The sequence below is a fragment of the Sphaerotilus sp. genome (assembly GCF_034519685.1).
GTDB lineage: Bacteria > Pseudomonadota > Gammaproteobacteria > Burkholderiales > Burkholderiaceae_C > Sphaerotilus.
On the sequence record NZ_JAXHOF010000003.1, the window covers coordinates 525,390 to 549,081 of the forward strand.

The 23,692-nt window shown below is 66.7% G+C and carries 28 protein-coding genes; 18 read left to right on the forward strand and 10 right to left on the reverse strand.

Annotated elements, in window-relative coordinates; genetic code table 11:
- Positions 1 to 56 precede the first annotated feature (56 nt).
- The 7 genes from U5O44_RS05930 to U5O44_RS05960 all read right to left on the reverse strand — a co-directional run bounded on the left by U5O44_RS05930 (position 57) and on the right by U5O44_RS05960 (position 4,988).
- Positions 57 to 1,340, reverse strand: coding sequence for a tyrosine-type recombinase/integrase (locus tag U5O44_RS05930; protein WP_322587537.1), 1,284 nt, complete (start codon positions 1,338 to 1,340; stop codon positions 57 to 59).
- Between the two features lie 155 nt (positions 1,341 to 1,495).
- A complete protein-coding gene (locus U5O44_RS05935) occupies positions 1,496 to 1,987 on the reverse strand; it encodes a thioesterase family protein (RefSeq protein ID WP_322587538.1) in 492 nt (163 codons plus the stop codon).
- Between the two features lie 222 nt (positions 1,988 to 2,209).
- The gene (locus U5O44_RS05940; RefSeq protein ID WP_322587539.1) at positions 2,210 to 2,755 is read right to left on the reverse strand and encodes a hypothetical protein; all 546 of its coding nucleotides are present in this window, start codon (positions 2,753 to 2,755) and stop codon (positions 2,210 to 2,212) included.
- A complete protein-coding gene (locus tag U5O44_RS05945; protein WP_322587540.1) occupies positions 2,745 to 3,074 on the reverse strand; it encodes a hypothetical protein in 330 nt (109 codons plus the stop codon). Before U5O44_RS05945 ends, U5O44_RS05940 begins: the two co-directional genes overlap by 11 nt.
- On the reverse strand, positions 3,071 to 3,586 hold the full coding sequence (locus U5O44_RS05950; RefSeq protein WP_322587541.1) for a hypothetical protein: 516 nt from the start codon (positions 3,584 to 3,586) through the stop codon (positions 3,071 to 3,073). Before U5O44_RS05950 ends, U5O44_RS05945 begins: the two co-directional genes overlap by 4 nt.
- Before the next feature lie 59 nt (positions 3,587 to 3,645).
- On the reverse strand, positions 3,646 to 3,945 hold the full coding sequence (locus tag U5O44_RS05955; RefSeq protein WP_322587542.1) for a hypothetical protein: 300 nt from the start codon (positions 3,943 to 3,945) through the stop codon (positions 3,646 to 3,648).
- Complete coding sequence (locus tag U5O44_RS05960; RefSeq protein WP_322587543.1) at positions 3,942 to 4,988, reverse strand: PRTRC system protein D; 1,047 nt, start codon at positions 4,986 to 4,988, stop codon at positions 3,942 to 3,944. Before U5O44_RS05960 ends, U5O44_RS05955 begins: the two co-directional genes overlap by 4 nt.
- Before the next feature lie 1,148 nt (positions 4,989 to 6,136).
- Here U5O44_RS05960 and U5O44_RS05965 point away from each other — a divergent pair.
- On the forward strand, positions 6,137 to 7,321 hold the full coding sequence (locus U5O44_RS05965; RefSeq protein ID WP_322587544.1) for an integrase domain-containing protein: 1,185 nt from the start codon (positions 6,137 to 6,139) through the stop codon (positions 7,319 to 7,321).
- 431 nt (positions 7,322 to 7,752) lie between these two features.
- Here U5O44_RS05965 and U5O44_RS05970 read toward each other — a convergent pair whose 3' ends face one another.
- The gene (locus U5O44_RS05970) at positions 7,753 to 8,787 is read right to left on the reverse strand and encodes a hypothetical protein (RefSeq protein WP_322587545.1); all 1,035 of its coding nucleotides are present in this window, start codon (positions 8,785 to 8,787) and stop codon (positions 7,753 to 7,755) included.
- The gene (locus tag U5O44_RS05975; protein WP_322587546.1) at positions 8,765 to 9,787 is read right to left on the reverse strand and encodes a ParB/RepB/Spo0J family partition protein; all 1,023 of its coding nucleotides are present in this window, start codon (positions 9,785 to 9,787) and stop codon (positions 8,765 to 8,767) included. Before U5O44_RS05975 ends, U5O44_RS05970 begins: the two co-directional genes overlap by 23 nt.
- Positions 9,788 to 10,089: 302 nt before the next feature.
- Here U5O44_RS05975 and U5O44_RS05980 point away from each other — a divergent pair, with 302 nt between their 5' ends.
- The 17 genes from U5O44_RS05980 to U5O44_RS06060 all read left to right on the forward strand — a co-directional run bounded on the left by U5O44_RS05980 (position 10,090) and on the right by U5O44_RS06060 (position 21,077).
- The gene (locus tag U5O44_RS05980; protein WP_322587547.1) at positions 10,090 to 10,785 is read left to right on the forward strand and encodes a hypothetical protein; all 696 of its coding nucleotides are present in this window, start codon (positions 10,090 to 10,092) and stop codon (positions 10,783 to 10,785) included.
- Positions 10,782 to 11,714, forward strand: a complete 933-nt coding sequence (locus U5O44_RS05985) for a hypothetical protein (RefSeq protein WP_322587548.1) — start codon at positions 10,782 to 10,784, stop codon at positions 11,712 to 11,714. The genes U5O44_RS05980 and U5O44_RS05985 overlap by 4 nt, the downstream gene beginning before the upstream one ends.
- Positions 11,715 to 12,758 carry a hypothetical protein gene (locus U5O44_RS05990; protein ID WP_322587549.1) on the forward strand — a complete coding sequence of 348 codons (1,044 nt, stop codon included), beginning with the start codon at positions 11,715 to 11,717 and terminating at the stop codon, positions 12,756 to 12,758.
- A 408-nt stretch (positions 12,759 to 13,166) separates the two neighbouring features.
- Positions 13,167 to 13,769, forward strand: a complete 603-nt coding sequence (locus U5O44_RS05995) for a hypothetical protein (protein WP_322587550.1) — start codon at positions 13,167 to 13,169, stop codon at positions 13,767 to 13,769.
- A 405-nt stretch (positions 13,770 to 14,174) separates the two neighbouring features.
- Complete coding sequence (locus tag U5O44_RS06000) at positions 14,175 to 14,345, forward strand: hypothetical protein (protein ID WP_322587551.1); 171 nt, start codon at positions 14,175 to 14,177, stop codon at positions 14,343 to 14,345.
- Positions 14,346 to 14,347: 2 nt separating this feature from the next.
- Positions 14,348 to 14,548: a hypothetical protein gene (locus tag U5O44_RS06005; protein WP_322587552.1), complete on the forward strand. Its 201-nt coding sequence runs from the start codon at positions 14,348 to 14,350 to the stop codon at positions 14,546 to 14,548.
- A 246-nt stretch (positions 14,549 to 14,794) separates the two neighbouring features.
- A complete protein-coding gene (locus U5O44_RS06010; protein ID WP_322587553.1) occupies positions 14,795 to 15,367 on the forward strand; it encodes a hypothetical protein in 573 nt (190 codons plus the stop codon).
- Between the two features lie 180 nt (positions 15,368 to 15,547).
- Positions 15,548 to 16,147, forward strand: coding sequence for a hypothetical protein (locus U5O44_RS06015; protein ID WP_322587554.1), 600 nt, complete (start codon positions 15,548 to 15,550; stop codon positions 16,145 to 16,147).
- 108 nt (positions 16,148 to 16,255) lie between these two features.
- Positions 16,256 to 16,735, forward strand: coding sequence for a DUF6878 family protein (locus tag U5O44_RS06020; protein ID WP_322587555.1), 480 nt, complete (start codon positions 16,256 to 16,258; stop codon positions 16,733 to 16,735).
- A gap of 17 nt (positions 16,736 to 16,752) precedes the next feature.
- On the forward strand, positions 16,753 to 17,514 hold the full coding sequence (locus U5O44_RS06025) for a hypothetical protein (protein WP_322587556.1): 762 nt from the start codon (positions 16,753 to 16,755) through the stop codon (positions 17,512 to 17,514).
- Positions 17,511 to 17,837: a hypothetical protein gene (locus U5O44_RS06030; RefSeq protein WP_322587557.1), complete on the forward strand. Its 327-nt coding sequence runs from the start codon at positions 17,511 to 17,513 to the stop codon at positions 17,835 to 17,837. The genes U5O44_RS06025 and U5O44_RS06030 overlap by 4 nt, the downstream gene beginning before the upstream one ends.
- Before the next feature lie 24 nt (positions 17,838 to 17,861).
- Positions 17,862 to 18,059 (forward strand): hypothetical protein, encoded by a 198-nt coding sequence (locus tag U5O44_RS06035; RefSeq protein WP_322587558.1) that lies wholly within the window; start codon positions 17,862 to 17,864, stop codon positions 18,057 to 18,059.
- Between the two features lie 108 nt (positions 18,060 to 18,167).
- A complete protein-coding gene (locus tag U5O44_RS06040) occupies positions 18,168 to 18,839 on the forward strand; it encodes a hypothetical protein (protein WP_322587559.1) in 672 nt (223 codons plus the stop codon).
- Between the two features lie 524 nt (positions 18,840 to 19,363).
- Positions 19,364 to 19,957, forward strand: coding sequence for a JAB domain-containing protein (locus U5O44_RS23020; protein WP_416222133.1), 594 nt, complete (start codon positions 19,364 to 19,366; stop codon positions 19,955 to 19,957).
- 179 nt (positions 19,958 to 20,136) lie between these two features.
- Positions 20,137 to 20,298: a hypothetical protein gene (locus U5O44_RS06050; protein WP_322587560.1), complete on the forward strand. Its 162-nt coding sequence runs from the start codon at positions 20,137 to 20,139 to the stop codon at positions 20,296 to 20,298.
- Entirely contained in the window at positions 20,295 to 20,624 is a 330-nt protein-coding gene (locus tag U5O44_RS06055; protein WP_322587561.1) for a hypothetical protein, read from the forward strand. Before U5O44_RS06050 ends, U5O44_RS06055 begins: the two co-directional genes overlap by 4 nt.
- A gap of 222 nt (positions 20,625 to 20,846) precedes the next feature.
- Positions 20,847 to 21,077, forward strand: a complete 231-nt coding sequence (locus tag U5O44_RS06060) for a hypothetical protein (RefSeq protein ID WP_322587562.1) — start codon at positions 20,847 to 20,849, stop codon at positions 21,075 to 21,077.
- A gap of 41 nt (positions 21,078 to 21,118) precedes the next feature.
- On the opposite strand, the gene U5O44_RS06065 is transcribed toward U5O44_RS06060, so the two are convergent.
- Positions 21,119 to 23,599, reverse strand: a complete 2,481-nt coding sequence (locus U5O44_RS06065; RefSeq protein ID WP_322587563.1) for an AAA family ATPase — start codon at positions 23,597 to 23,599, stop codon at positions 21,119 to 21,121.
- Between the last annotated feature and the right edge of the window lie 93 nt (positions 23,600 to 23,692).

The following is a 23,692-nucleotide window of genomic DNA, read 5'->3' on the forward strand; positions in this document are numbered from 1 at the left end:
CGCGCGAACACAGCTATCGAACGGCCTCCTTCTGGCCGACCCATCGCCGATGATCCTCAGGTTTCGCCGGCCGGCCCAGCGTCGCCATCGGCATCCGCGACCTCAACTCCAGGCTCGTCGCCCTCATCCGCGGCGTCCACCGGATCCGGCTGAACAACGGCGCACCAGGCCGCCCAGTCTTGCATCAGCGCACGGCGACGTTCGAAGAGATCAGAGCGCCGGTAGGCGTTCTCGACGGCATTCCCCACGGTATGCGCCAGCGAGAGTTCGGCCAGTTCCTTCGGGTACTGGGTCATCTCCGCTGCCCAGTCCCTGAAGGTCGAACGAAACCCGTGAACGGTCAGATCCTGACGGCTCATCCGTCGCAGCACCGTCAGCATCGACATGCTCGAGAGCATTGTGTCTTCCCTTGCCCCCGGGAAGACGAGCACCGAGTGCAAGCCCCGGAGCTTCTTCAAGGTCTCCACCGCAGCATCGACCAACGGGATGCGGTGCTCCTTTCCGTTCTTCATCCGCTCCGGGGGAACGATCCAGACTTTCGCCTTGAAATCGACCTCACCCCACGTCGCCCCAAGCACCTCACCCGTCCGGCTGGCCGTGAGAATGGTCAGTTCAAGGGCCCGAGCCCCGATGCCCTTCTGCAGCCGCAATTGCGCGAAGAACGCACCGGCCTCCCGATACGGCAGGGCCGGGTGATGCTTCACCTTCTTGAGCTTCGCAGGTTTCGGCAGCAACTCTTCCAGGTGGCCATGCCACCGCGCCGGGTTGTCCCCCTCGCGGTAGCCTTGCCTGGCGGCCCAGGACAGCACGCGCTCCATCCGTTCCCGGATCCGCGAGGCGGTTTCAGTCTTGGTCTTCCAGATCGGCTGCAGCACCTTCAGCACCATGGGGGTGTCGATACGCCGGACGTAGAGCCGCCCGACGTGCGGCGACACATACGTGCTCAGCGAAGCCTCCCACTGCTTCTTGTGCTTCTCGTTCTTCCAGGCGTCCTGGTGACTCTTGATGTACTCCGCTGCGCAGCGGTCGAAGTCGAGGTTGCTCAGTTGCTCAGCCCTGGTCGCGACGACGAGCGCGTTTCGAACCTCAAGCGGGTCCTTGCCATGCGACAAGCAAACGCGCGCCTCTCGCGCCAGTTCCCGCGCCTCGGCGAGACCCACGGTATGTGTGGCACCGAGGCCCATGTAGCGCTCCTTGCCGTCCCGCTCGTAACGGAAGATCCAGCTCCTCACCAAGGCCTTGGTGATCTGGAGATACAGCCCCTTGCCGTCGGCATAGCGGCCCGGCTTCGAGAGCCGGGCAACCTTGATCGCCGACAGCTTCTCAATTCCACCTGCCATTTCGAATGTCCTCGCGTGCTGCCGGGAAGGACGCTCCCCGATCCAATGCATTCATGAAAACATCCGAAGTTGCGGCTTCAACCCCTCGGAAACAGAGCATCGAAAGCACCCCGGGTGGGGTGGCGGCTCGGGTAGTGGAACCAAGCCCGCGAGCATCAACGGGCGCCGACCGGTTCACGAGCCGTGCCAGAGATCTCCAACCTGCTGAGCTTGGTCGCGATGCGCGACTCCATCGTCGGGCGATCCGCCGCCACGATCGTCACCTTGCCGTCGCAGACGACTTCGTGGTCATCGTGGGCTCGCACGCAGAATGTCGCGCTGCGTTCCCCGACCTGTTCCACCCAGCCGGTCAGCCGAATCGTCGTACCGGGCGGGATCGGCCCGCGGTGCACGAGCTGAATGTCGTGTCCGACAGGCACTTCGACCAAGCCATCGATGTGCCGCTGCATCTCCAAGATGCAGATCGATTCGACAACGGCGATGAGATAGCCCGTGGCGAGGCACTCGATCAGGGTGTCGGCGTAGCCCCTTCCATGCGGAAGCCGCGTGAACAGCGCGCGCGCCGTTTGATCTGATGGAACGACGTAGACCTCGCTAAAGCAAATTTCACTGACACGTTGGTGATCCATTGAGTAGCTGCCGAGCATGAGCCCCGATCAAGTCAAAGGACTGGGAGCCGGCAACGTCACCAAGACCATTGCAGCCGCAGCTGCCGTGGCGACGGCGCACGACTCTTCGGGGTTGGGTTGTAAGGCCCTCCAGCATCGGCAAGTCGAAGTGATCGCGCCACGCAAAATCGCCGAGTCAAATGGCCGATTTCGCGGTCAGCTTCGCCAGTCGACTGGACGGACGCTCATCGCGCGGTGCGCCTATCGCCGCGATGGCGACCCATGGTCTGATCGACGACATTCGATCGCGAAAGCGCAGTGGGCACAGAGACCCGAGTCGCGCGCAAGCGCTGCCTGCGCGTTCCCCGACAGAATCGCCTCGCGCCGAGCAACGAGCGCGAGCACCTGCGCCTCCGACAACAACTCGACGCGGTGCGTCGAGGTCCGCCTTGGCCCTTGCACCAGGACGTAGGCGTAACGAGCCACCGACTCGCCCGTCTCCGACATGAGCACCAGGCGCTGCACCGACAGCTCAATCACGTCGGACAGGTAGGGCCGATGGATACGACGGGTCTTGAGTTCGGCCGGCGTGACGACACCGTTCTGCGCCCGGTACGCCCTATCCACCCTCGCGCTGAGCCTGATCTGCGGCAACTCCAAACGGAACGTCCGTTCCGCATACGCGAGTTCCGCGCCCAACAGTTCGTCCGGCAGTTCACACGCCGCGCCAATCCGCCGGTACGCCCACCGACAACACCATGCGCCGGCGAGCGCAATGAGGACAGTCGCGACAATGTCAGCGGACACGGAACAGCATCCTGAGCCACCGGCCCTGCGAGCGCAGGTACCGCCACGCACTGCGCAGCTTCGCGACGAAGCCACGTGCATTGCAGACATGCCCTGCTGGCCGGAGCGGTTCATCCCCCGGCGCTCGCTTGCCTTCCCGAAGGAACCGCGCGTGAGCACGTCGTCCACGTGCCGTCGCAGCCAGCCCGGCCACCGACAGACGCTGACCGAACCGATGTTCCAGGACCACCATGCGCTCGCACAAACCCATCCGCGCCAGCTCTGAAGCGCTGACGATCGGCTTGAGGGTGGCGGGTTGATTCGCGACGCGTCGGGTCATGGTTGCTCCCCGTCAAACGATGAAGACCGCGGCGCCGCGACGCCTGTTCTCTCGTCCACCTCGCGGCGCCGAGCCTCGACGTCGAGCAACCGATCCACTCTTTGCGCGAAACGCTCCCGGCACCACCAAGGAAAGAGGCCGGCAAGCAGCTCATACAGACTTGCCATCAACCCGAACGGCAGCAACCCATCGACGCCAAGCGCCGAAATCGCGCCGACGAACGCCGCGGACACCAGGATGCCATCCCATGCGTCCGGCCGCCGCCGAGCCGTCAACCGCACGTAGTTTTCGCCGTCGATAGCGGTGTGGTTCACGAGGCCGACCACGGGGTTGGCCCTCGCGCGGGCGATGAGGATGACGCTGATCTCTTCCCCACGCTGCACTGGCAGCGTCCTGGCCGGCAAGGAGCACGGCACCAGCACACCGTCTCGCCTTCGCAACACGCAACCCGTCCCGATCGCACTCTCCACGATCCCACGCACAACCAGCAGCGGGCGATTCAGTGTGAACATCATTGATTCCTTTCCTTCAAGTCTTCCAGCGCGTGACGGTCAGCCGGCGCACGACTGGTCTATTCGTCAACGACGCCGCCGTCGAACATGCTGGCGGTCACGTTGCCGCTCGGCGCAATTTCGTCAAGGCCGTGGTTCCCGGCGGCCAGCGCAAATGCTGCGCTGCCACGCGAGGCCACCCCGCCCTGGGCCAACGTTTGGGCGACCATGCCTTCGTGCGCGAGGAAGCGCAGCCGGTTGATGCGCTTCGTGCCTTTCTTGAAGCGAACCATGTCGTCATAGAGGCTGGGGTCATCGTCCCTCGACAGCTCGAACTGCATGCGCAGCGGCCCCTCACTGGTCGCGGCCTTGTGGTTCACGATTCACCCTCCCCTGATCTCGCGTCCTCCTTCGCCGCTGGCTGCGTCGCGGCCTGCCGCTGCATGTAGGCCATGCCGGCGATCTGGAACCCGCGCACATTGGAGTGCAGCGGGTCCTTGATCCCCAGGATGCGCAACTGCGGAAACGCCTGCTTGACCGCCTTCTTGAACAGATGCGCGCCACCGCCGACCAGCACCACGTTCTGGAAGCTGTAGGTGCCGTCGAACCAGTTCACCATCGACGCCACGGTGCGCTGAGCCCGGGTCTGCAGCATCGGCATCACGCTCGACATGTCGTAGGCTTTCTGGAACACCATCGGGTTCTTGCCGGTGCGCAGCGCAAGGTCGATGGTGTCGAGGTCCTCGTAGGGCATCCCGATGCTGGCGCTGATGTCCTCGGCGACCGCCCTGACCAGCTTGTACACGCCGCCGTTGAGCGAGTGGCTCTTGTTGAGCACCAGGCGCATGCCCCGTGCCACCAGCCAGTCGAAGGTGCGCCAGCCCGGATCGATGATCAGGCTGCGTTCGTTCTCGATGCTGTCGCCCTTCTGATGCTGGGCGACGAAGTCGGCAAGGGCTCCGTGCGGCTGCGCCACGGCCAGCGCCTTCTTGACCACAACGGTCCTGCCGCCGCCGATGTCGTGAGTACCGCTGACGGCACGCTCGAGCGCAGCCTTGTTGACGGCGAACAGCGACACGGGCAGGCCCACGACCAGCAGATCGATGTGGCGAAGCTTCATCATCGCCAGGGCACCGCGCACCAACGCCATGTAGTCCGGCGTGTGGATGTACTGGTCGTGCATCTGCGTGGCGCGGAAGCTGTCGGCCGCCAGGTCGACGTCCGGCCCCACCTCATAGAACATGCCGTCGATGGGAATGACGACGGTCTTGCGCCGCTCGAAAGCCGGATTGAGCGTCGGGTCACGCACTGTGGGGTAGGTGACTGACGGGAAGCTGGCGCAGCGGATCTCGTTGCCGACGACGCTGCTGACGTATTTGGTGTTGCCGTAGCCGACATCCACCGCTCTGACGACATAGTCCATGAAGGGCTCCAAACTCAGGTTGGCAAGTGGTCAGCATCGATTGCCCGCGCCGACCGTTCCACGCAAAAGTCCCCGGCAAAGAGCACCATTTCGACGGCGGCTCGATGCCGGTTCGCTTTGCAACCGGATCCGCGCGGGCTCGATTTCGAGCCGTGCTCGCAGACCGACGCGTAACCCTTACGTGTCGGAGCAGACTTGCACTCGAACCGGCTGCGTCAAGGGTGCCTTCCGCATCGGCACCGTCGAACCGCGGCCGCGCCAGTCGGGTTCGGAGCCAGAGGTAGAAGGAAGCCTTGTCAACCCCAGGTCGAATCCAGGCATTCGCCTCTCACGGCGCGCTAATCGGCACTTTTTGCGCTTGCAAGGGCAAGGTTTCGGGTAGACACTGGCGCTGCTTCGGCACGGTTCAGTTGGCGTACCCGCGTGCATCGCGCACCCAAACGCAAGCCCTTCAAGTGGTGGTCTTCACCTTGGCACCTTCGGTGCCTGTTCCCCCGGGACGCGTCGCGTTCTCCGGTGTTTTCTTCTCAGCGGCGTGGCCCATGGCTTGACGATGGAGCCCGTCCCGACCTTCGCGCTCGACGCAGGGTCCGGATGCAACGCCTTGGACATCAACCGCCCCGAGCGGTGATGTCGTTGCCGGTGGCTCGACCACCGGTGCCTTGAGCATCTTGCCGAGGTCAACCCCTTGGCCTCTCCTCTCGCGCCCGATCAAGGCGCGAATCGCGTCAGCTCTGCGGAGCCGGCGTTCGAGTTCCCCTCCCTCGCACTCACGCACCGACCACTTGGTCGGCCGTGCATGCCCGCACTTCGGTGCGGCGGCACGGCTCGCGTGAACGGCATTGCGCGCCCGTCGCGGAACGGGCGCAGCCAGTCAGGCCGGTGCAGGGAGTGAATTCGCGGTGCCGTTCGGGCACTGCACCGGGGGTCATGCCTCCGGGATTGCCTCGGGTTCCTCGAGAACCTGGTTCGCTGCGGCGAACGCCACATTGCGCAAGACGCGTGCTGGCTGGCGGTCACTTTTACGCACCTCCGCGCGGCCGTCGTCCAGGCGACGGTCGCAAGCCTCTGGCCTGGCGTCGGCGCCCGAATCCCGCCGATGCACGAACGACAGGGTTCCGCTCAAGCAGTCAACGGCACGCCACGACATGGAAACGCACATCAACAACCGACCACCTGACAAGCCCAAGCCTTCGGCATCGCGCGCCCCGCGTGATGGGCCACATCGCACCTATGAACACCCGGCGCTCGACACCGTTCCCCTGAATCCGCGCCGGTGCAGCCATGTGCTGCAGTTGATCCTGAAGGAGCACAACTGGCGCCACAGCAGCAAGCCCAAAGGCGTGAGCCACAAGACCGTCGCCGAACGGGCGCGCTTCTGCTACTGGTTGTTCGACTTCCTGCGCGACCACCCCAAGCACTTCAAGCTCGACCCGCGGTCGTTCAGCGGTCGGCACGTCGAAGCCGTCACTCGATACTGGCAGGACGAAGCGAAAGCCGATCGCATGAGCCCGGCGACGATCCAGACCTACTTCAGCTTCATGAAGACCTTCGCCGGCTGGATCGGCAAGGCGAAGCTGCTGAAGCCGATCGGATGCTACTTCGACGATCCCGCGCTCTACCAGCGCGGTCTGTTCAGCGGCGTCGACAAGTCATGGAAGGCCCAGGGTGTGAATGCGGCCGCAGTGATCGCCGAAGTTGAGGTGTACGACGTGCATGCTGCGGCCTCGCTGAAACTGATGCAGGCGTTCCAGTTGCGCTTCAAGGAGAGCGTGATGTTCCGGCCGCACAGCGACGTGATCACGGCGGCGCAGGCGGGCAAGCCAAATGACGGTGTCGAGTCCTTTCTTGACACGCATCGGGGCACCAAGGGTGGACGGGAACGGCTGTTCCCCATCGACAACGCGACTCGCCAGGGCGCCATCGCCTACGCGCGGCGGGTCGCTGTGGGCGTCAATGACAGCGTCAGCGACCCACGCCTGACGCTGCTGCAAGCGATGCGCCGGCTTCGCTACGTGATGGAGCGGTTCGGCATCACGCGCGCGGGCCTGGGTGTGGTGCCACATGGCTTGAGGCATCAGGGCGCGGCCGAGGACTTCGAGCAGATGACGGGCTCGCCGCCGCCAATTGCCGGAGGCCCTTGCGTCGATCTTGAGCTTGATCGCAGAGCCAGGTTCGAAATCTCTCAACGCCTCGGGCACGGTCGCCTGCAGATCGTGGGGACCTACGTCGGCCGCCCCCTCACGCGGCCGCCGGGCGCGACGGCAAGCCCTCCGGTGACGGAGTTGCTGTCAGAGCAATCTGGCGACAGTGTGGCTGCGGTCAGCAACTGATCGATCAGGACCACCAGCGACCGCTCGATGGCGGGCAGCGCAACTACAAATGGCGCGAACGTCGAGCAGATGGACCGGCCGTCTCATCACAGCGGATCAGCAGTCACCCTGGTGGACTTTGGCATGCAGCGCTGTCAGGCGCTGGCGGACATCCAGCGTGCGTGCTTTCGACATCGTTCCCCCTTCAAGCGGGTCGCGCACGGAATGTGCGGATGGCAGGATTGCAGGAGCATCAGTTGCCGGGTCTGGCGCGACGATGGGCTGCCTCGTAGACGCTCGGCCCGGCCATTCGCTGTGCCGGCAGTATTGGCAACAACGCAACATCCCATGGGGAGTCGCTCGCCATGGCGTCATGCCACGCTTGCGGCACTGCGGGCAAGGGCCGCGCCGCGGCTTCGGCGACCCGTAGCTCTGGCCGGCGGATGCCCATGTCACGCCACCGTGGCAGCGTCAGTGTCGGCCGCAGCCAGGTCGCCCGCGTCATTCCCCGAGCCCGCGTTGTGCACGCTTGCCGGCTTCGGCACCTGCGTCCGCAGGCAGGCCGGCAACCATCCTGATTCCGCCATCGCCTGCACGGCGCCGGCCACGACGGCGTCCTTCTTCAGCCCGACCAGGGGGCTGGCGGCATTGGCGTCGACCGCCTCGGTCACGACTTCGATGACCCGCGCCCTGGACACGTGATCGAGGTACGAGGGGCCGGTGGCCGACCACCAGCGGGTCATGTCCAGCCCAAGGGCTTGGGCGATGGCCCCGTTGCAGGGTTGGTCGGTTTCGGAGCCAGAGATACCTTTGACGGTAACTGCGACGACGAACGTCAGCAGTTGCAGCGCGGTGGCCTGGTCCTGCGCCAGCACCCAGCCGAAGATCGCCTCAGGCTGCTTCGGCAGCCGCTCGATCCAGGCCGCGCGTTCGGCCTGCAGTTGGGCCCACGCCGGGCTGGTCTCCATGTCCTCGGCGGCGGCGCGCAGGTCCGTCGCGCCGTCGGTGGCGGAGATGGACAACACGTCGCTTGCACGGTAGTCGAAGCGCAGCTCGTGCTGGAAGATGTTGCCCGCGAGGTGAGCGGTGACGGCGGCGAGCGCCACGTCCGGCCGCGCCAGCAACTCGGCTTGCACGGCGGCGACGCGGTGGGCCGTGAGCCGGCGCATCAGCTTCTCGGAGTGCACGGGCCGGGTTTTCGCGGACGGCAGCGACACCAGCGATCCGTGGTCACCATCCTCGCTGGCCTGTCGTGCAGCCTGTGCGATGTCAGCGCGATCCTCCGGGCGCAGGAGGCCGCGCTTCACGGCGGCCGTGCCGTCGTTGTCGACGTAGACCACGCAACCGGCTTGCGCCATCAGTTCGGGTGGCCAGACGCTCAGCGAGTCCTCGATGGCGCGGATCTGCTGACCCAGCGCGTCCGCCTCTGATTCCAGCCGGCAGTACGCCTCGTCCCGCGCCGGATCATCGTCCTCTTGGTCGCACAAGGCTTCCCATCTGATCGTTCAGGCCGGTCTGCTGCGCCTGAAGCTTAGCGAGCTGGGTCGCCTCGTCGCCGGTGGGCGCGCGGCGCGTCTTCCGCAGCTCGCCGAACTTGACGAACTCGTCGTAGACGTATCGCGTGCGCACGGCAACCCACTTCCAGCCCTCGACGGCAATCTGCCTGGCCTTCTTCTGCAGCTTGTCGGTGGCCAGCCGCTCCAGCAGCGGAATGTCCAGCAGGTAGGCCTTCCGATCGTTGTCGCAGAACAGGTCGCGCCGCAGTACGCCGCCAGCTTTCTCGTAGGCCTTCAGCGTCACGTAGCGGGCCACCGGATCGCGGTCGGACTCGGCCTCGCCCTGGGTCAGCAGTTGGCGCAGGTGGTCGGCGCGGCGGTTCCACTGCGGCAGCCCGGCCCAGGCCTGTTCCTGCTTGTCGTGATCGTCGACCGAGGCCAGCACCATCAGGCAGTCCAGGCCGATGCCGCCTTCGCGGTACTGCGCCATCAGTTTGGGGCTGACCGCGGCGAGCTTCATACGGCGCTTGACCGTGACCGGGTAGACACCAAATGCAGCGGCCACGTCCTCGACCGCCTTGCCCTGTTCGATCAGTTTGGCGAAGGCGACGAACTCGTCGGCCGGATGCATGGGGACGTGGAAGCAGTTCTCCGACAGGCTGGCGATCAATCCTTTGTCCGCCGGCACGATCAGCACCGGCACCGGATAGTTCTCGGGGATGTCGCCGTTGGCGACCAGCAGCGTCAGCGCTCCGAGGCGACGCCCGCCAGCGCAGACTTCATAGCGACCGCGAGCGCCCTGTACCACGATCAGGTTCTGCAGAACGCCGCTGTCCTTGATCGAGGCCGCGAGTTCGGCAACGCTCATCTTCGGCGTGTTGCCGCCGCCGCGGGCCTGGTGGTCCTCGGACAGGACCAGCTTGTTGAAGGGGACGAAGGTGCGGGGTGACGCTTCGATGATGGCGTCGATCTCTTGTTTGGTGAACTTCATCAGGGGCTCCTGAATGCGGTGGGTGGATCACGCGGGCCGCGTGTCCTTGCATTCAGAATCTCATCGGCCGCTCCGTCTTCAAGGCCGCGATCCGCACTCCCATCGGAGTGGAATGCGTCGGACAACCACGCAATGCAACGTGCTTCGCCAGCGATCTGCCTTTCCTCTATGCCAGCAGCGCTCCGGGAAGAATCCACTCGCCTGCTCTGCGCTCGACGGAGCCGCTTGGTGGAGACCGGCCGGCACGACCTGCCAGCCACTGCGACCAGGGGCCAGCAGCGGCGATGGAAGGCCTCCGGCGCATGACGTTCCTGGTCGCCATCCACGCGGGCAGTTATGTCCTATTGGCAGCAGACAAGATGGAGAGCGTGCGCGTCTTCGATCAGAGCCTTCCGCTGCACAGCACGGCCTCCAAGATCGTCGATACCCCGTTGGGCGCCATCACCGGCGCCGGATTGGTGTCTTTGCTGGATGCTGTGAAGGCGCGGATTCAGGCTGAACCGGTTTCGCACACGGACCAGGTGCTGTCCATCATCCACGACGAGCGAGACCGCGCCCGCGGGCAAGGCAGCGCGAGCGAACAGGATCTCGCCTACACGAGTTGGCTCCTGACCTACCGCGCGCCGGTCGGCGGCGACATCGCGGTGCGATGCGTTGGTTTCCTGCCTGTGCTGGAGGGTCGGCGGTTCGTCGTCGTCGAGCAAGGCATGGTCATGCCGGTCTTTCCTCTCGACACGCCGCCGGAAACCGTCCATCGGGTGACAGGCGACCTGCGCTCCGACGTTCGCGTTGCGGATGAAGGCACCCGTGCGGACAGCCTTCGGCACCACCTCGGCTCGGTGTGCCGGGCACTGTGCGACGTGGCGGCCAGCAGCTCGCAGGTGTCCACGACGTTCGACTTCGCCGTCACCACGCGAGAAGGCACGTGGTGCGCTGCCAAGCGCATTGACGCCTTGCATCCGGCGCTCGATGAGTGGCCTGGGATGGATGACCCATGACGCGATGGCAGCTTGATCCGGCCACCCCGGCGGTTCGAGACAGCGATGCCGCTCCCGGTGCCGTACCTTTGAAGTGGGCGCACGACGCCACCACCGGCGAGCCCCGGTACATCCACGACCAGGAGGTCGTCAGCAAATGCGGCACTTGCGTTTGCCCGGCCTGCCACCTCGAACTGACGCCGGTGCTGGCCGGCCAGCCGATGCGCGTGCGACCGACGGCCCACTTCAGGCACCCGGCCGGAGCGCAGCGGGACGACTGCGTCCTGGTCGCGGCACGTGTGGCGGCGGCGCGCCACCTCGCGGAGCGCGGGTTCATCGACCTGCCTCGCCGGAGAGTCTCCGCCAACGCGCGCGGTTTCAGTGGCGAGGACTACGAGGTCTGGGTCGAAGAACCGGCCGAGCGTGTGCGCGTCTCGTTGGCCCGCATGCGCGACCACGCCACGGCCGTGCTCACCCTGGACGACGGGCGCGAACTGATCGTCGACCTCACGGGCACACGCGCACCAACGGACGATGGCCCTGGCGTGGCCATCGTGACCATGGCCTTGTCGGACCTGGCACTGGCCATGCTGGACGCCCCGGCGATCCGGGCGCGGCTGCGCGTGCTCCCCGATCTGCGCTGGTGTTCACACTGGAAGGACGACGAACTCCAGGCGCAAGGCCGGTCGAGGGCGGAAAAGGCGGCCAGCGACGCGATGGATGGTTGGACCGCTGAAGACGAGGCCGAGTTTGTAGGCACGCTGCCGACCGGCACAGCACCCGCGCTGGCTCAGACCTACCGCCGGGAGACCCTGCTGCATCGCGAGGCCAAGGCCGCGATCGAGCAAGCCGGGGCCATCGACACGCCTGGCCTGGAACTGATCGTCACGCGCCATCCGCCGGATGAACTGGCCGGGGATTGGGACGACCAGACGATACGCAAGGTCTAGATGACCGGCCGGCGACGCCTCGAACTGGACGAGGTTTGCCTGGAGCGGCGGCTTGGTCGCATCGTCCCGGACGTGATCGCCACGCTGGGCGGCCGGCAAAGCTACGTGCACGGCGGCACGCGGACCACGGTGGGTGAGGTGTTCGATGAGGACGCCGAGGACGGCCATTCGCCGGCCTGGCCGGCCACACTGCTGGTTGAAGTGACCGTCACCCACGGCATCGACCACGAGAAGCTTCAACGCATCCGGAAGTTGAACCTTCCCACCCTGGAAGTCGACCTGAGCGCCATGGGCGGCCGCCTCACACGTGAGCAGTTTAGGGATCTGGTGGTCGACCAGATTGTCGGCAAGCGCTGGGTTCACCACCCCGCCCTCGCCGGCAAGTACCGGGTGCTCGAGGCCGAGATCGACGCGCATTCGGTGCGCGCCGATTGGGCCGCACGGATGCGAGAGCTCCACCGCCCACGCTGGCTTGCGAAGCCGGTCGAACACTGGGCGGCCGAGTACGTCGAGGCTGCGACCGCCCATCACGACGGCAACGTGCGGGTCAGGCGTGCGCTGCGATCAACGGAGGCTGCCGAAACGCTGCAGTCCGAACCCCGCGTGGCCGACACCACGTGGCAGCGCCTGGCTGAGGCCGCAGAAGCGCTGCGTGCGCACGGCCTGCCGGGTGGGCTGGACCCGGACATGATCAGCGATACGGGGCTCGTCCCCCGCATCCTGTCGATCCGGCACAACCGGGGCATCGGCTACGCGGTCGACAGCGGCTTCCAGGTGCTCAATGCCATCATGCAAAGCGGTGAAGACAACCGGCGCTGGCACACGCTGTACACCATGGCCGTGAAGACCTACGACCTCCCGCAACACTTCACGCAGAAGCAGGCCGCGCTCTACGCAAGCTGGCGAATGAGCATTGTTGACGGGGTGCAGGCCAAGGACGAGTCCTACCTCCGCCCCAGCACTTACGATGACCTCCTCTGCGCGCTGTTTCCGGACATGGCGGCACGCATCGCAAGCGGCTACGGCGTGCGTGCGGTGCGATAGCGAGCGTCACCTTGCTCGACGACAACCCGCCATACGGCCGGCCTGGCACGCAAACCACCGTCGATTCCAGTGCACTGAGCGCAGGCGCGTGTTCGACGCGCTCAGGTGCCCTGGCGGCCTGATCAACCTGGCGCCCAGGGGCTTCACCGTCCAGCGACACGAGATCCGCTACTCGGTCGCTGCGACCGCTGCGACCGCTGCGAACCACCGCATCGCCGCATCGCCGCATCGCCGCATCGCCGGGCTGCGATGCGGCCGGACGCTGACCCGAGTTGCACTGGATGACGTTTCGCCCGGCGGCTTCGAAGCCGAGCCGATGTCGAAACCCCATCCACAAACGCTCCATTCCGGCTCGACGCCGCCGCCCACGGGCCGTCGAATCAGGCTCCGTCGAACTCGGAGCCCTCCATGAACGCACCGTCGAATCTGCGCCGCCTGCGTGGCGCCCGTATGGCTCTGACTGTCCCAGGCCGCATGCTCAGCCACCTCGCACGGCCCGAAGCCCGGGCGCGAGAAGCTGATGCGCTTGCCGGCCTGCTGGCGCCCTACGAAGGCTTCGACTTCGGGACGTTCCAGATCGTCGAGCACGATGCCAGGACGACGCCGGCCATCGATGAAGTCAGTGCTTTCGACGACTGGCCCGCGCCCGACATCGAGTGGCACTTCGTCCTGTCGTCGGTACTTGAGACCTTCATCGCCGCCGGCCTCGACGAGATCGACGTGCAGATGTACCTGCGACGCCAGCTCGGCATCGACAGCCCCCCAACGTACGAACCCTGGACCGGCTTTGCGCAGGCGCTCGGCCCCAAGCCCGCCGGCATGTTCGCCCTGCCCGGCTTCGAACTCGTCGTGTTCACCCTTGAGGTCCGCGGCCGGCGAAACATCCCAGCCGCCCGCCGCTGGCTGGCCGAGGTCTTCATCCCGCGGTGGCTCGAACCGCTGCTGCGCGGTGCGTCCCGGCTGCCCCGGCACTTCATCGAGCTGGGATTTCGCGACATCCGCCCGAGCTGAAACGCCGCACCCACGATGCGCGGACCTCGACCCGTGCGGTCGGCATCGATGCGCATGCGCACGCCGGCGTCTTGCCCCGCGCCACCGCCTGCCCATACTGCGAACTGCTACCCGTGGATATCGCGTCCACACAGCCTTCACCGCCGCCTGTCGTCAGGCGACCTGAAGTCCAGCCTCGGCTGGCGTTGCGGCCGTTAACCGCCTTGAAGCGACCCGGTCTCGTCCGGGTCATGCCGCCATCGCGGCGTCGAGTTCTGCCCGGCTTTCGCAGTCGGGCGTAGCACCAGGTCCGGATCTTCCGATCCGCGGCCATCGCGCCCTGCCCTTGTGGCGAGGCACCCCGAACGGGAACCCTGTTTCCCGTGCCGGGTGGTGGGTGTTCCCTTTTCCCGAAGGAGAACACCCATGTCCTGTTCGACGAGAGCCTCGCGCTGCACCTGCGTGCTGCTGGGAGGGAACGGCCGCGCCGCGCCCAACCTGGTTCAAGCACGCCCGGTTGCCGCGCTGCTGCAGGCCGCCCCGGTGACTTGCCCCCGCATGGCGCAAGCCATCGAGTCCCTGCGCGCGGAAAGCTGACGATGTTGGTCGGCGTCTACCGCAAGCGCATTGCCGCGACGGCCGTTCAACTGGCCATCGACGACCCCAAGCTGGTCAAGGCAGTGATCGCCCGACTGCGCAAGTCCGGCGACATCGAACCCGACGATCTGGTCTACCTGGACCGCATCGCCGACAACTGGATCAGGATCGCCGAGCAGAACCGCCGGCCCCAACGAGCCTGAGTGGGTGCCACGCACCCCTCGGCCCGCGAAGGCCACGTCAAGCGATGGTGATCGTGATCGATAGATCGGGCCCCGCGTTGATTGGCGTGTCCACCACCCGGTGGACACCTGATCAGCGCCAGCCCGTGTTCCTGCGTGCCGAGTGCCTTCCAAGGTGCCTGCCCACGCCCTTGCAACCCCTGGGGAGTCCATTCCGTCTCCCCAGCCGGGGATGGGTGTTCCCTCTGCACTTCACGGAGATGCACCATGTCCTTCGAGAAACCACGTCCTCGTCCGCGCCGTTCCGGCGTCCTCGACGAGGAAGAGCGCGCCTGGGTGGACTTCTACCGGCGTGTCGGGCGCGAGCCCGCCATCGCTGCTGAAGTCCTGGCCCAGCTGGATGACGATCCGGAGATGAAGCGTGCCCACCTCGCGCTGTACCTGCGTTGCCGGCAATCGCTGGGCACGCAGCAGTTCAGGCAGGCACGCCACCAACGGATCGGGCAGTTCGTCCGCTGGCTTTGCCACGGACTGTTCGTCGTGCCGGTGCAGGCCCTGCACCGCGCATGGCACCTGGGCGGCGATCTGGCCGCCGAATGCCTGCCGGAGCGGATTCCCGTTCCGGTGGAGCCGACGCTGCGCCCGACCCGCAAGGCGACGCCGCGACCGAAGACCGCTGTTGTGACCACGGTAGTTGCCGCCGCACCCGCGGCAGCAGGCGTCGAGGAATCGTCCTCGCGCCAGATCCGGCCCGATGCCGTCGCCAAGGCGGCCGGGCCTGCGATGCCAGGAAGCTCTGCTCCAGGCATGGGCGCGACAACGCTCAGCGTCGTGCCCTGATCGTCGAACCCTCGCGCCCGCCTCCCAGGCGTTGCGCGAGGCGGTCGACACCCTCCTCCGAGCCCACGCCTGTCGCGGCGCGTGCCAACGGTCAGCGTCGAGTCCCTTATGACAACGCGGACCACCCCACTTCACCGACTTGCCCGCGGCAGGTCGCCCCTCACGAAAGGACTTCTTCCCATGACTTCTGCCGCCGACACCCTGCGCGCCATCGAGGCACGCGCCGAACGCGCCATCGTCCAGGAACTGCACCTGATGACGCAGGAGATCCTGCGCCTGCGCACGCACCTGGTCCTCGAAGACCGTGCGCATGCCGACGCCCTGCTGATGAAGCTCGACCACCTCGGGCGCGAACAAGTGGTGGCGCCCCGCGCTGCCGACGAGGCCACAGCCTTCCTGATGCCGCTGCTGCGGCTCGATCCGCTGACCATGGCCGAACCCAAGGCCTACAAGGCCTCGTTCTACAACCGCGAGTACGGCGACCTCGAAGACGTGGTCACCGTCGATGCGTTCGAGACCGGCGTGCAGGTCGTTCGCGACAGACTGCCCGCCGATGGCGAACACGTCATCGAAGCCACCTGGGCCAACGGCCACGGCCTGCTGACCGTGGCCTCGCCGCACGGCAGCGTGCTGGCTCGCCTCGAAACGCTGGACGACGCGATGCCTGAGGCATTGCCGCCGGTGCTCGACGCCTGCCAGGCGCTGCGCCACGGCGACGCTTCGTCCGTCGCGCGGCTGTTCGAGCATGTGCCGAACGAGCGAACGCTCGAAGCAGCCTGACCTTCCGGGTCCGGCCCGCGCAACGCGAGAGAGTTTTTCAACCCCGAGGGGCACGCCTGCCCTTCGGGGGAGGTCGTGCCCCTTCTTGTTCATGAAGAAGTACCGAGCATGACCACCGATTCAACGGCATCCGACGACCAAGCCATCGTCGAGCCGACTCCCCCGGCGCTCGACGAAGCGTCGATCCTTGGGCGCAACAAACGCCTCCTGCTGTCTGCGCTGCGCCAGGTCGGCATCGCCCAGGTCACCATCACCTACGTGGGCATGGGCGACTCGGGCGGCGTGGAAGGCGTCGAAGCCGCAATGCCGGAAGGCACGTGCTTCAAAGCCATGGCACCCGTCACCCTGCATACACAGCGCGCCACCTACAGCGATGGTGCGTGGCAAACGACCGAGGTCGAGCACTCGGTGCCGATCGAGCAAGCGCTGAGGGATTTCGCCGACGAGATCGTCGACTGGCTGCATGGCGGCTGGGAGAACGGCGACGGCGCCTCCGGCAGCGTGGTCTTCGACTGCGCGAAGGACAGCGTGCGCATCGAGCACACCGCGTACTTCACCGACTCCGACTACGAGGAAACGGTGCTGTGACGGCGGCGGCGCCCACGATGCACCGCTTCGCGGTTCACGTGTCGCTGGCCTGCTGGCCGGGGCTGCGCCACGAACAGGCTGCACAGCACTTGTCCGAAGAGATCAGCGAGCCCATGTTCGGACCGCTGTCGACGGCGCACGTGCAACTCGTCCCGCAGAGCTTCGGCATCATGACCGAGGATCTGGCCGATCAGTTGATGTCGGCCTTCCCGCAGGTGCGGTTCAGGCTGCACGCCAACGTGCGCGTGCTGCCCGAGCATCGCGTCGCCGATCTGTCGGGCTTCCAAGTCCAAGCGGATTGGTTTCGGCAAGCCGCCCGCATCAGCCGACGCTTGTCGGCCCCGGCCTACACGGCCCATGCCGGCCTGCGTTCGGAATCGACGCTGCCGGCGATGCTGGACAACGCGCGGCGCTGTGCCGACCTGTTCGGCTGCCCGGTCGGCGTCGAAGGCCTGTACCCGGCCCGCGGCGACGCGTGGCTGGTGTCGAGCTGGGCCGAGTACCGGCAGCTTTTCGAGTCCGGCGTGCCCTACGCGCTGGACCTGTCGCACCTGAACATCCTGGCCACTGCCAGCGGTGTTCGCGACGACGCCCTCGTGCGCGAGATGCTGGCCTGCGAGCGCTGCATCGAAGTGCACGTCAGCGCCAACAACGGGCGCGGCGACTGGCACCAGGTCTGCGATCAAGCGCCCTGGTGGCATCCGCTGCTCGACTCCCTTCACCCCCACGCGGTGGTCTTCTCCGAAGGCAATCACCGCAGAAAGCGATCCACCCCATGAGTTCCATCACCCCGGCCCCTGCGGCCGACTACCGGCTCGGCGCGTCTGGCCAGATCGAGTTGACCGAAGAGGGCGAGGCCGTCGTGCGCGCCTTCCGCGAGGCCGAAGCAGCATTCGATGCCCTGGAGCCGAGCTGGGCCGGCGCCTACCTGGCCAGCCTGTTCGTGCGGCATCCCTGGCTGCAATCGCTGCGCATCGCCCTGCGGGCGTCGGCCGAGTACGACGATCAGGGTGGCAGCTATCGCAGTATCAGCAACAGCGTCTCCGCTGTGAGTTCGATTCCGGGAGCCGCGCTGCCCGAGGATCTGACCGACGACGGTTGATTCGACGAGACCGCTGCGATCAGTGTGATCGAAGCCGATCTGGACGAGAACGACTACTGCCTGTACAGCGCGATCAGCGACGGCCCCGACGGCTGGACTGAGCACGTCCTCGACGTGAGCCGCGACGCGATCTGCGAGTTGCTGGCCTGCACGCCCATCAGCGGGAGCTTGGTGTACCGGGCCGTGTGCCCGTCCCCGGTTGCAGACACGGCGACGCCGTAGCGCCGAGTCCACGTTGATGAAATGAGCGGCGATAGACGCCGCTTCGATATCCACCCCGCGGGGCTGCCCCTGCCGGGTGGCCCCGCCTTCTTTCGGAAGGCATACCTCATGACCACGATCAAGCTGGATCCCCAGCGCGGGCACTACGTGCTCCAACACGCCGATGGCGTCAGCTGCTTCGGCTTTGACAACGCGCGCGACCACACGAACCAGATCGCCGAGCGCCTGAACCGTCCCGACCTTCACTTCGCCGATTCCGACCACGGCGCCGAGAGCGGTTACCGCAAGTACCGGCTGGCCGTCGACGCCTGGTCGACCTCTCCGCAGCACGAGCACACCTACTTCGATCCGGGCACGCACCCCGACGCGCAACGGGCGCTGGAGACCTGCCGCCGGCGAGGCACGATGTGCCGGCTGATCCTCGGTGACCCCGAGACCGGCGAGTCCTGGTTCGACGAGAACGACGTCGTCGGCCGAGTCGGACGCTCCTGCGGCGCGCTGAAGGTGCCGCTGCTCGTGCCACCCGGCGAAGACGGCGGGCCGGCGATTCTCACGGCTTGTCTGTTGGCAGTCATCGATTGGAAGAGCGGCAAGGCGGTCTTCCGCCACCCGCTGTACTGTGAGCCCGAGCTCGGCTTGTTCCCCGAGACCGACGGTCGGTATCGATGGAGCGTTCGGCATCGCGACAAGACGCTGGCGCGCTTCGCCGACTTGACGAAGGCGGCGGCCTACCTCGCCTTCATGCGCGGTGCGACGATCGAGCCGAGAGTGTTCGCGTAGCAGGTCGTTCGGGACGTGCGTCCCGCTCGTCATCGTCGGCACGCACAACCACGCGCGCGCCAGGCATCTGCTTTGCGCGCACCCCCAGGCCCTGCACTGCAGATCCGTCCGACCCAAAAAAAGGACGCCCAAGCGTTGAGGCTCGGGCGTGAATGCACTCTCGTGCACAGGCACAGGGAGGAAGATGCCTGGCTCGGCCGCAGCGTGAGCCGCGCGAGCAGGTTCATTGTCCAACAGCGGGCAAGAGCCTCAACCCCGGCCTCCACGGATGCTGCGCGCACAGCGGTCGGCCTACGGAACATGGGCGCGGCTCGTCGAACAGTCGGCGCGCGAGCATCCAGGCGCGCGCCACACTGTGAGCGCTCCGAACGCTGCATCGCGCAGCGCCCCTGGTGACAAGCCAGCGTCGCAGTCGTCACCTGCCCCATAGCGGCCCAGGCCTGACCTGAGCCCCCCGATCCGGGAACGTCGTTCCCGAGCGGGTCGGCGTTCCCTCTTCCATTCGATTCACAGAGGAGAACGCCATGCACATGGCACAACTGTCCAACGAGGCACTGGCGCGCGAGCTGCTCGCGCCGGTGACCATCGCCAAACCTGGCGTCTGCGTGCTGACCGCCCGCGACGTAGAGAACGATCCCACCAACGGCCTCATCGTCCACGGCCATCCCGCGCTGAAACACAAGCTCGGCATCGCTCGCGAACTGCTGCTGCGTGACCTTGCAGCGGCGATGCAGCGCGGCCCGGTCTTCGACTCGCCGCAGGTGCTGCGCGAGTGGCTGCGGCTGTACTGCGCCCGCATCGAGCACGAGGTGTTTCTCGTGCTGTACCTGGACGCGCACCACGCGCTGTTCGAAGCCGAGGAGATGTTCCGCGGCACCTTGACGCAGACCAGCGTCTATCCGCGCGAGATCGTCAAGGGCGCACTGAGGCGCAACGCTGCCGCCGTGGCGTTCGCCCATCCGCACCCCTCATCGGGATGCGCCGAGCCCAGCCGGGCCGACGAGTTCCTCACCTCGACTCTTCGGCACGCGCTGAATCTTGTGGATGTGAGGGTCATCGACCACTTCATCGTCTCCGGCAACGCCGTGCTGAGCATGGCCGAACGCGGACTGGTGTAGAGCCATGGCAACCGCGTCGCAACCGTCATGCCCGATGTGTCCGGGGCAAGGTCAACTGCTGGGGCAACTCGGCCGACTGCGCTGGTACCGCTGCCGAGACTGCGGCTGGGACTTCAGCCGCGCAGCCCCGAATCGCCCTCAACGCAAGCCCGACTCATCCAACCGTGGAGAACAAAGTCATGCCTGAAGCCCTCGCCGCCCGGCCGCTGAACCTCGCTGAGCCGATGGCCGCGATCTTCGACCTCGCATGCCGTGCAGGCCTCGTGTGGCTGAAGTTCGATGCCGATGCCGGCCTCATCTATTGCCTGCCGACCGGCCGCGATACCGAGGCAGCGGCATGAGCAGGCACCATGTCCAATCCGAGTTCGACAGCCACCCAGTCGTCGTCGTGGCCGGCTACGACCGGCCGACGAAGGAGTTCTTCCTGCAGGTGTTGCCCGACGACGGTGACACCGAAGGCGAAGAGGTGGTCTTGTACAGCAGCCTGCACGAGCCCCAGCGCGACTGGCGCGATCCCGACACCCTGCACGTGGTCGTGGCCGAGTTGCGCCTGAGCTTGCCGCCCGGGATGCTCGATGCAGTGAGCAACGACCGGGCTTCGAACACCGGCAATCGCATCGTCGTTCACCACTTCGATCAGCCGCCGGAGGTGCTGCTGGCTGGTTGACTGTTTCACCCTCACTCACCCCACCCTACTTCACTGATGTGGGGCACCGTGCTGCCAAGCCGGTGCCCCGCTCTCCCTTTCCGGCACCTGCAGCGCTCACCCCGCCGAAGCGCAGCCCAGGGATCAGATCCGCGGCCGCCGATTGACCGATTGACCTTGACACGGGGGCAAGGCCTACGCTGCCAACACTCGGGGCAGTGGTGCCCCGCTTGGAGGCCTGCTATGAACAGCGACCTCGGATCCTGCCTTCGCCTCGCGCGAGGCCTTTTGCAGCTCTACCGTCTGGCCGTCGCGAGTGAGCACCGCGGCGTTGCTGATCACTTGTTGTGCGCCCTGGAGCAGCTCGCGAAGAGCGAAGCTGCGTGCGAGCGCCTGCTCGATCAGGCATACCTGTGGGGAATCAGTCACCATGATTCGACCGACCCGCGCACGCCACGCGCCGAGCCGCAGTGATCGATGCCGGCGCCGGCGGCGGCTTGGGGGAGGCGCGGCCGCTATGCCGCGACCACGAACCTTTGCGCCTCGACTCCGTCCACCTTGAGCGCGTCGAGGTCGATCACGGCGTCGGCCATCGCCGTCAGCTCGGGCGTCTGCGAGACGAAGAACTCGCGCTCGTAGCCACCGAGGCGCAGCACTTCACGCTTCATCGCCATGAACATGCGCTTGCGTTGCGGGTCCAGCGCGCCGTCCGCCTCGTCGGTGAACAACGTCGTGTAGCGGCGGCCGGTGTTTCGCGCCAGGTACAACGCGATCGCGCGGGTCAGGCATGACTCCACGAACGTGCGCTCGCCGCCGCTCATCAAGCTGACGCTCTTGCTTTCGCCGGTGTCGCCGTCGTGCACGACGATGTCGAATCCCTCCTTCTGCTCGCCCTTGGTCGTCTCCAGCAAGGTGTGGATCGACAGCGTGAAGCGCGGCCCATAGCAGGCCAGCAGCAGGTCGTTCGCCAGCGCCGAGAGCGCGGGCCCCGCATCGTCGATCGCCAGTGCGATCAGCCCGTCATTGCTCATGCAGCGCGCGAAGAGGCTCCAGTTGCCCAGCTCGTCCTCGACGCGAGCGCTGCGCGCACGAACCTGCTCGCGGCGCTCTGCCAGCCCGGCTTCTTGTTTGGAGACTTCTTCCAGCGTCTGCATTTCGCGCACCGCCGTCAGCATCGCTTGCTCGGCGGCGCCGAGGGCTTCCCGAGCGGCGCCCAGTGTCCGTGAGGCTTCCGTCACCTGCCGCTCGTCGAAGGCAGGCGACAGCGACGCGAGCGCGTGATCCAGGCGCGCCAGCGCTGCCCCGGCCTGGCTCGCCTGCCGATCCAGTTGCTGCTCGATCGTCTGGCGTGACGCGGCAACCTGTTGGCGTTCGGCGCGCTCGTCGGGTGTTTCGGCAACTGCATCGGCAGCCGCCTCGGGGCCAAGCTCCTGCAACTCCCGTTCGGTCTCGATCAGAGTCGTCTGCGCTTGGGAACACGCCGGTGCCTTCGAGCGCAGCACGGCCAGGCAACTCACCCGCTCGCGTGCGATGGCCTCGTGTCGTTCGGCCCGCGCCAGGTTCTGAGGTGCGCCGGCCAGCGCTTCGCTGCGCAGGCGCGCGGCAATGAGTTCCTGCTGCGCCTCCGACTTCTCGCCCGCCAGCCGAGCCACCTGGGCCTGGGCGCTCGGGATCAGCGCCTGCGCCTCGCGCGCATCGCCCAGCAGCTTGCAGCGGCCCTGCAGATCGGTACCGGCACAAGGCACCTCGCCGGCCAGGCCGAACCGGCACGCGAGTTCCTCGGCCCTGAGCGCTGCGCGGCCTGCCTCCCGCTCGATGCCGGCCACGCGCTGTTCCGCAAGCCGCACCGCCCCTTGGCACTGCGTCAGCGCATGGATCTTCTCGCGACAGGCCTCCGTGCGCGCGCTGCGCAGCACCTGCACGTGTTGCGCCAGCGGCAAGCGCCGGTCCGCACGCTGCACCTCGCCAGCCTCGGCAAGCACCGCCAGGCATCGCTGCCTGGATTGGGTCAGGGCCTGCCGCCGCGAGCGTTCCTGCTGCAGGCGTCCGGCAACCCGCTGGCCGAGCCGCCCCAGCCGCTGCCGCTCGGCCTGATCCTGGGTCTGCAGCGCGCGGCGTGTCTGCGCACTGGTGTCCAACGTGGTTTGGCGCTCGGCGATGAGCTGCACGCGGCGAACCTCGGTGGCCTGAGCCTGCTCGCGCTCGACCACCACGCGGGCATGCAGCGCCTGCACCGCCTCCAAGGCGGCATGCGCCGCCGTCTTGGCACGCTCAGCCGCGAACACGCGCTCGCCCGCTCCTTCGAGTCGCCGGCGCGTCGCCTCGAGGCGCTGACCCTCCGCATCGAGTCCGGACAGGTCCTGGCGGATGGTGGCCAACCCCGCCTTCAACAGGCGCACCGTTTCCGCGGCCTTCTGACCCAGGGCGCGGATTTCCTCCTGCCCGAGCAGATCGGCCAGCAGCGACTTGATCTCGGCGTTGCGATAGGTGCTGAGCTGCCGCTTACCCTGTGCCGCGAACACGGAGGTGAAGAAGGTCTCGGCGCTCCCGCAGATGGCCTCGACGCAGCAGGTGTACGTCTCGACCCGGCCGTCGGACACCGTGCCGTCATCGAGCCGCACCGGCCGCCACACTCCGGCGTCGTCGAGCATGTGCAGGTAGGCCTGGGTGCGTAGGCGGCCATTGAGGCGAATGACGATCTGTGATCGATAGCTGCGACCCTCGTGGGCCCAGGTCAGATCCTTCAAGCTCTCGGGCAGGTACACATGGTCGTAGTAGGAGAAGCCGCCCGCCCCCGCCAGGGCGGCCCGGCTCGGCAGTCCGATGAAGGGCACGAGGCAGTCCATGATCGTCGACTTGCCGCTGCCGTTCGCCCCGACGATGGCGATCAGCTGCGCGTCTTGCGTCAGGCGCTCGAGGTCGAGCGTGATTTCGTCGCGGCCCAGGCCGTCGCGGATGCCGCGGAATCCCTTGAGGGTGAGTGCGAGAGGTTGCATGGTGAGCCTTCAGGAAGCAGGTGTGCTCAGGCTCCCATGCACCGTCACCCCTTCAAGCCCCTGCCCTTCTGCAAGCGACATCCTGGCTCAACT

Coding starts and splice junctions, on each gene's coding strand:
- U5O44_RS06060 (WP_322587562.1), top strand. CDS start 20,847: ATGAACAGCGACCTCGGATCCTGCCTTCGCCTCGCGCGAGGCCTTTTG.
- U5O44_RS05980 (WP_322587547.1), top strand. CDS start 10,090: ATGACGTTCCTGGTCGCCATCCACGCGGGCAGTTATGTCCTATTGGCA.
- U5O44_RS05965 (WP_322587544.1), top strand. CDS start 6,137: ATGGAAACGCACATCAACAACCGACCACCTGACAAGCCCAAGCCTTCG.
- U5O44_RS05975 (WP_322587546.1), bottom strand. CDS start 9,787: ATGAAGTTCACCAAACAAGAGATCGACGCCATCATCGAAGCGTCACCC.
- U5O44_RS06000 (WP_322587551.1), top strand. CDS start 14,175: ATGTCCTGTTCGACGAGAGCCTCGCGCTGCACCTGCGTGCTGCTGGGA.
- U5O44_RS06005 (WP_322587552.1), top strand. CDS start 14,348: ATGTTGGTCGGCGTCTACCGCAAGCGCATTGCCGCGACGGCCGTTCAA.
- U5O44_RS05930 (WP_322587537.1), bottom strand. CDS start 1,340: ATGGCAGGTGGAATTGAGAAGCTGTCGGCGATCAAGGTTGCCCGGCTC.
- U5O44_RS05960 (WP_322587543.1), bottom strand. CDS start 4,988: ATGGACTATGTCGTCAGAGCGGTGGATGTCGGCTACGGCAACACCAAA.
- U5O44_RS06025 (WP_322587556.1), top strand. CDS start 16,753: ATGCACCGCTTCGCGGTTCACGTGTCGCTGGCCTGCTGGCCGGGGCTG.
- U5O44_RS06010 (WP_322587553.1), top strand. CDS start 14,795: ATGTCCTTCGAGAAACCACGTCCTCGTCCGCGCCGTTCCGGCGTCCTC.
- U5O44_RS06065 (WP_322587563.1), bottom strand. CDS start 23,599: ATGCAACCTCTCGCACTCACCCTCAAGGGATTCCGCGGCATCCGCGAC.
- U5O44_RS05995 (WP_322587550.1), top strand. CDS start 13,167: ATGAACGCACCGTCGAATCTGCGCCGCCTGCGTGGCGCCCGTATGGCT.
- U5O44_RS05985 (WP_322587548.1), top strand. CDS start 10,782: ATGACGCGATGGCAGCTTGATCCGGCCACCCCGGCGGTTCGAGACAGC.
- U5O44_RS06020 (WP_322587555.1), top strand. CDS start 16,256: ATGACCACCGATTCAACGGCATCCGACGACCAAGCCATCGTCGAGCCG.
- U5O44_RS06030 (WP_322587557.1), top strand. CDS start 17,511: ATGAGTTCCATCACCCCGGCCCCTGCGGCCGACTACCGGCTCGGCGCG.
- U5O44_RS05935 (WP_322587538.1), bottom strand. CDS start 1,987: ATGCTCGGCAGCTACTCAATGGATCACCAACGTGTCAGTGAAATTTGC.
- U5O44_RS05950 (WP_322587541.1), bottom strand. CDS start 3,586: ATGTTCACACTGAATCGCCCGCTGCTGGTTGTGCGTGGGATCGTGGAG.
- U5O44_RS06050 (WP_322587560.1), top strand. CDS start 20,137: ATGCCTGAAGCCCTCGCCGCCCGGCCGCTGAACCTCGCTGAGCCGATG.
- U5O44_RS05990 (WP_322587549.1), top strand. CDS start 11,715: ATGACCGGCCGGCGACGCCTCGAACTGGACGAGGTTTGCCTGGAGCGG.
- U5O44_RS06040 (WP_322587559.1), top strand. CDS start 18,168: ATGACCACGATCAAGCTGGATCCCCAGCGCGGGCACTACGTGCTCCAA.
- U5O44_RS23020 (WP_416222133.1), top strand. CDS start 19,364: ATGCACATGGCACAACTGTCCAACGAGGCACTGGCGCGCGAGCTGCTC.
- U5O44_RS06015 (WP_322587554.1), top strand. CDS start 15,548: ATGACTTCTGCCGCCGACACCCTGCGCGCCATCGAGGCACGCGCCGAA.
- U5O44_RS06055 (WP_322587561.1), top strand. CDS start 20,295: ATGAGCAGGCACCATGTCCAATCCGAGTTCGACAGCCACCCAGTCGTC.
- U5O44_RS05945 (WP_322587540.1), bottom strand. CDS start 3,074: ATGACCCGACGCGTCGCGAATCAACCCGCCACCCTCAAGCCGATCGTC.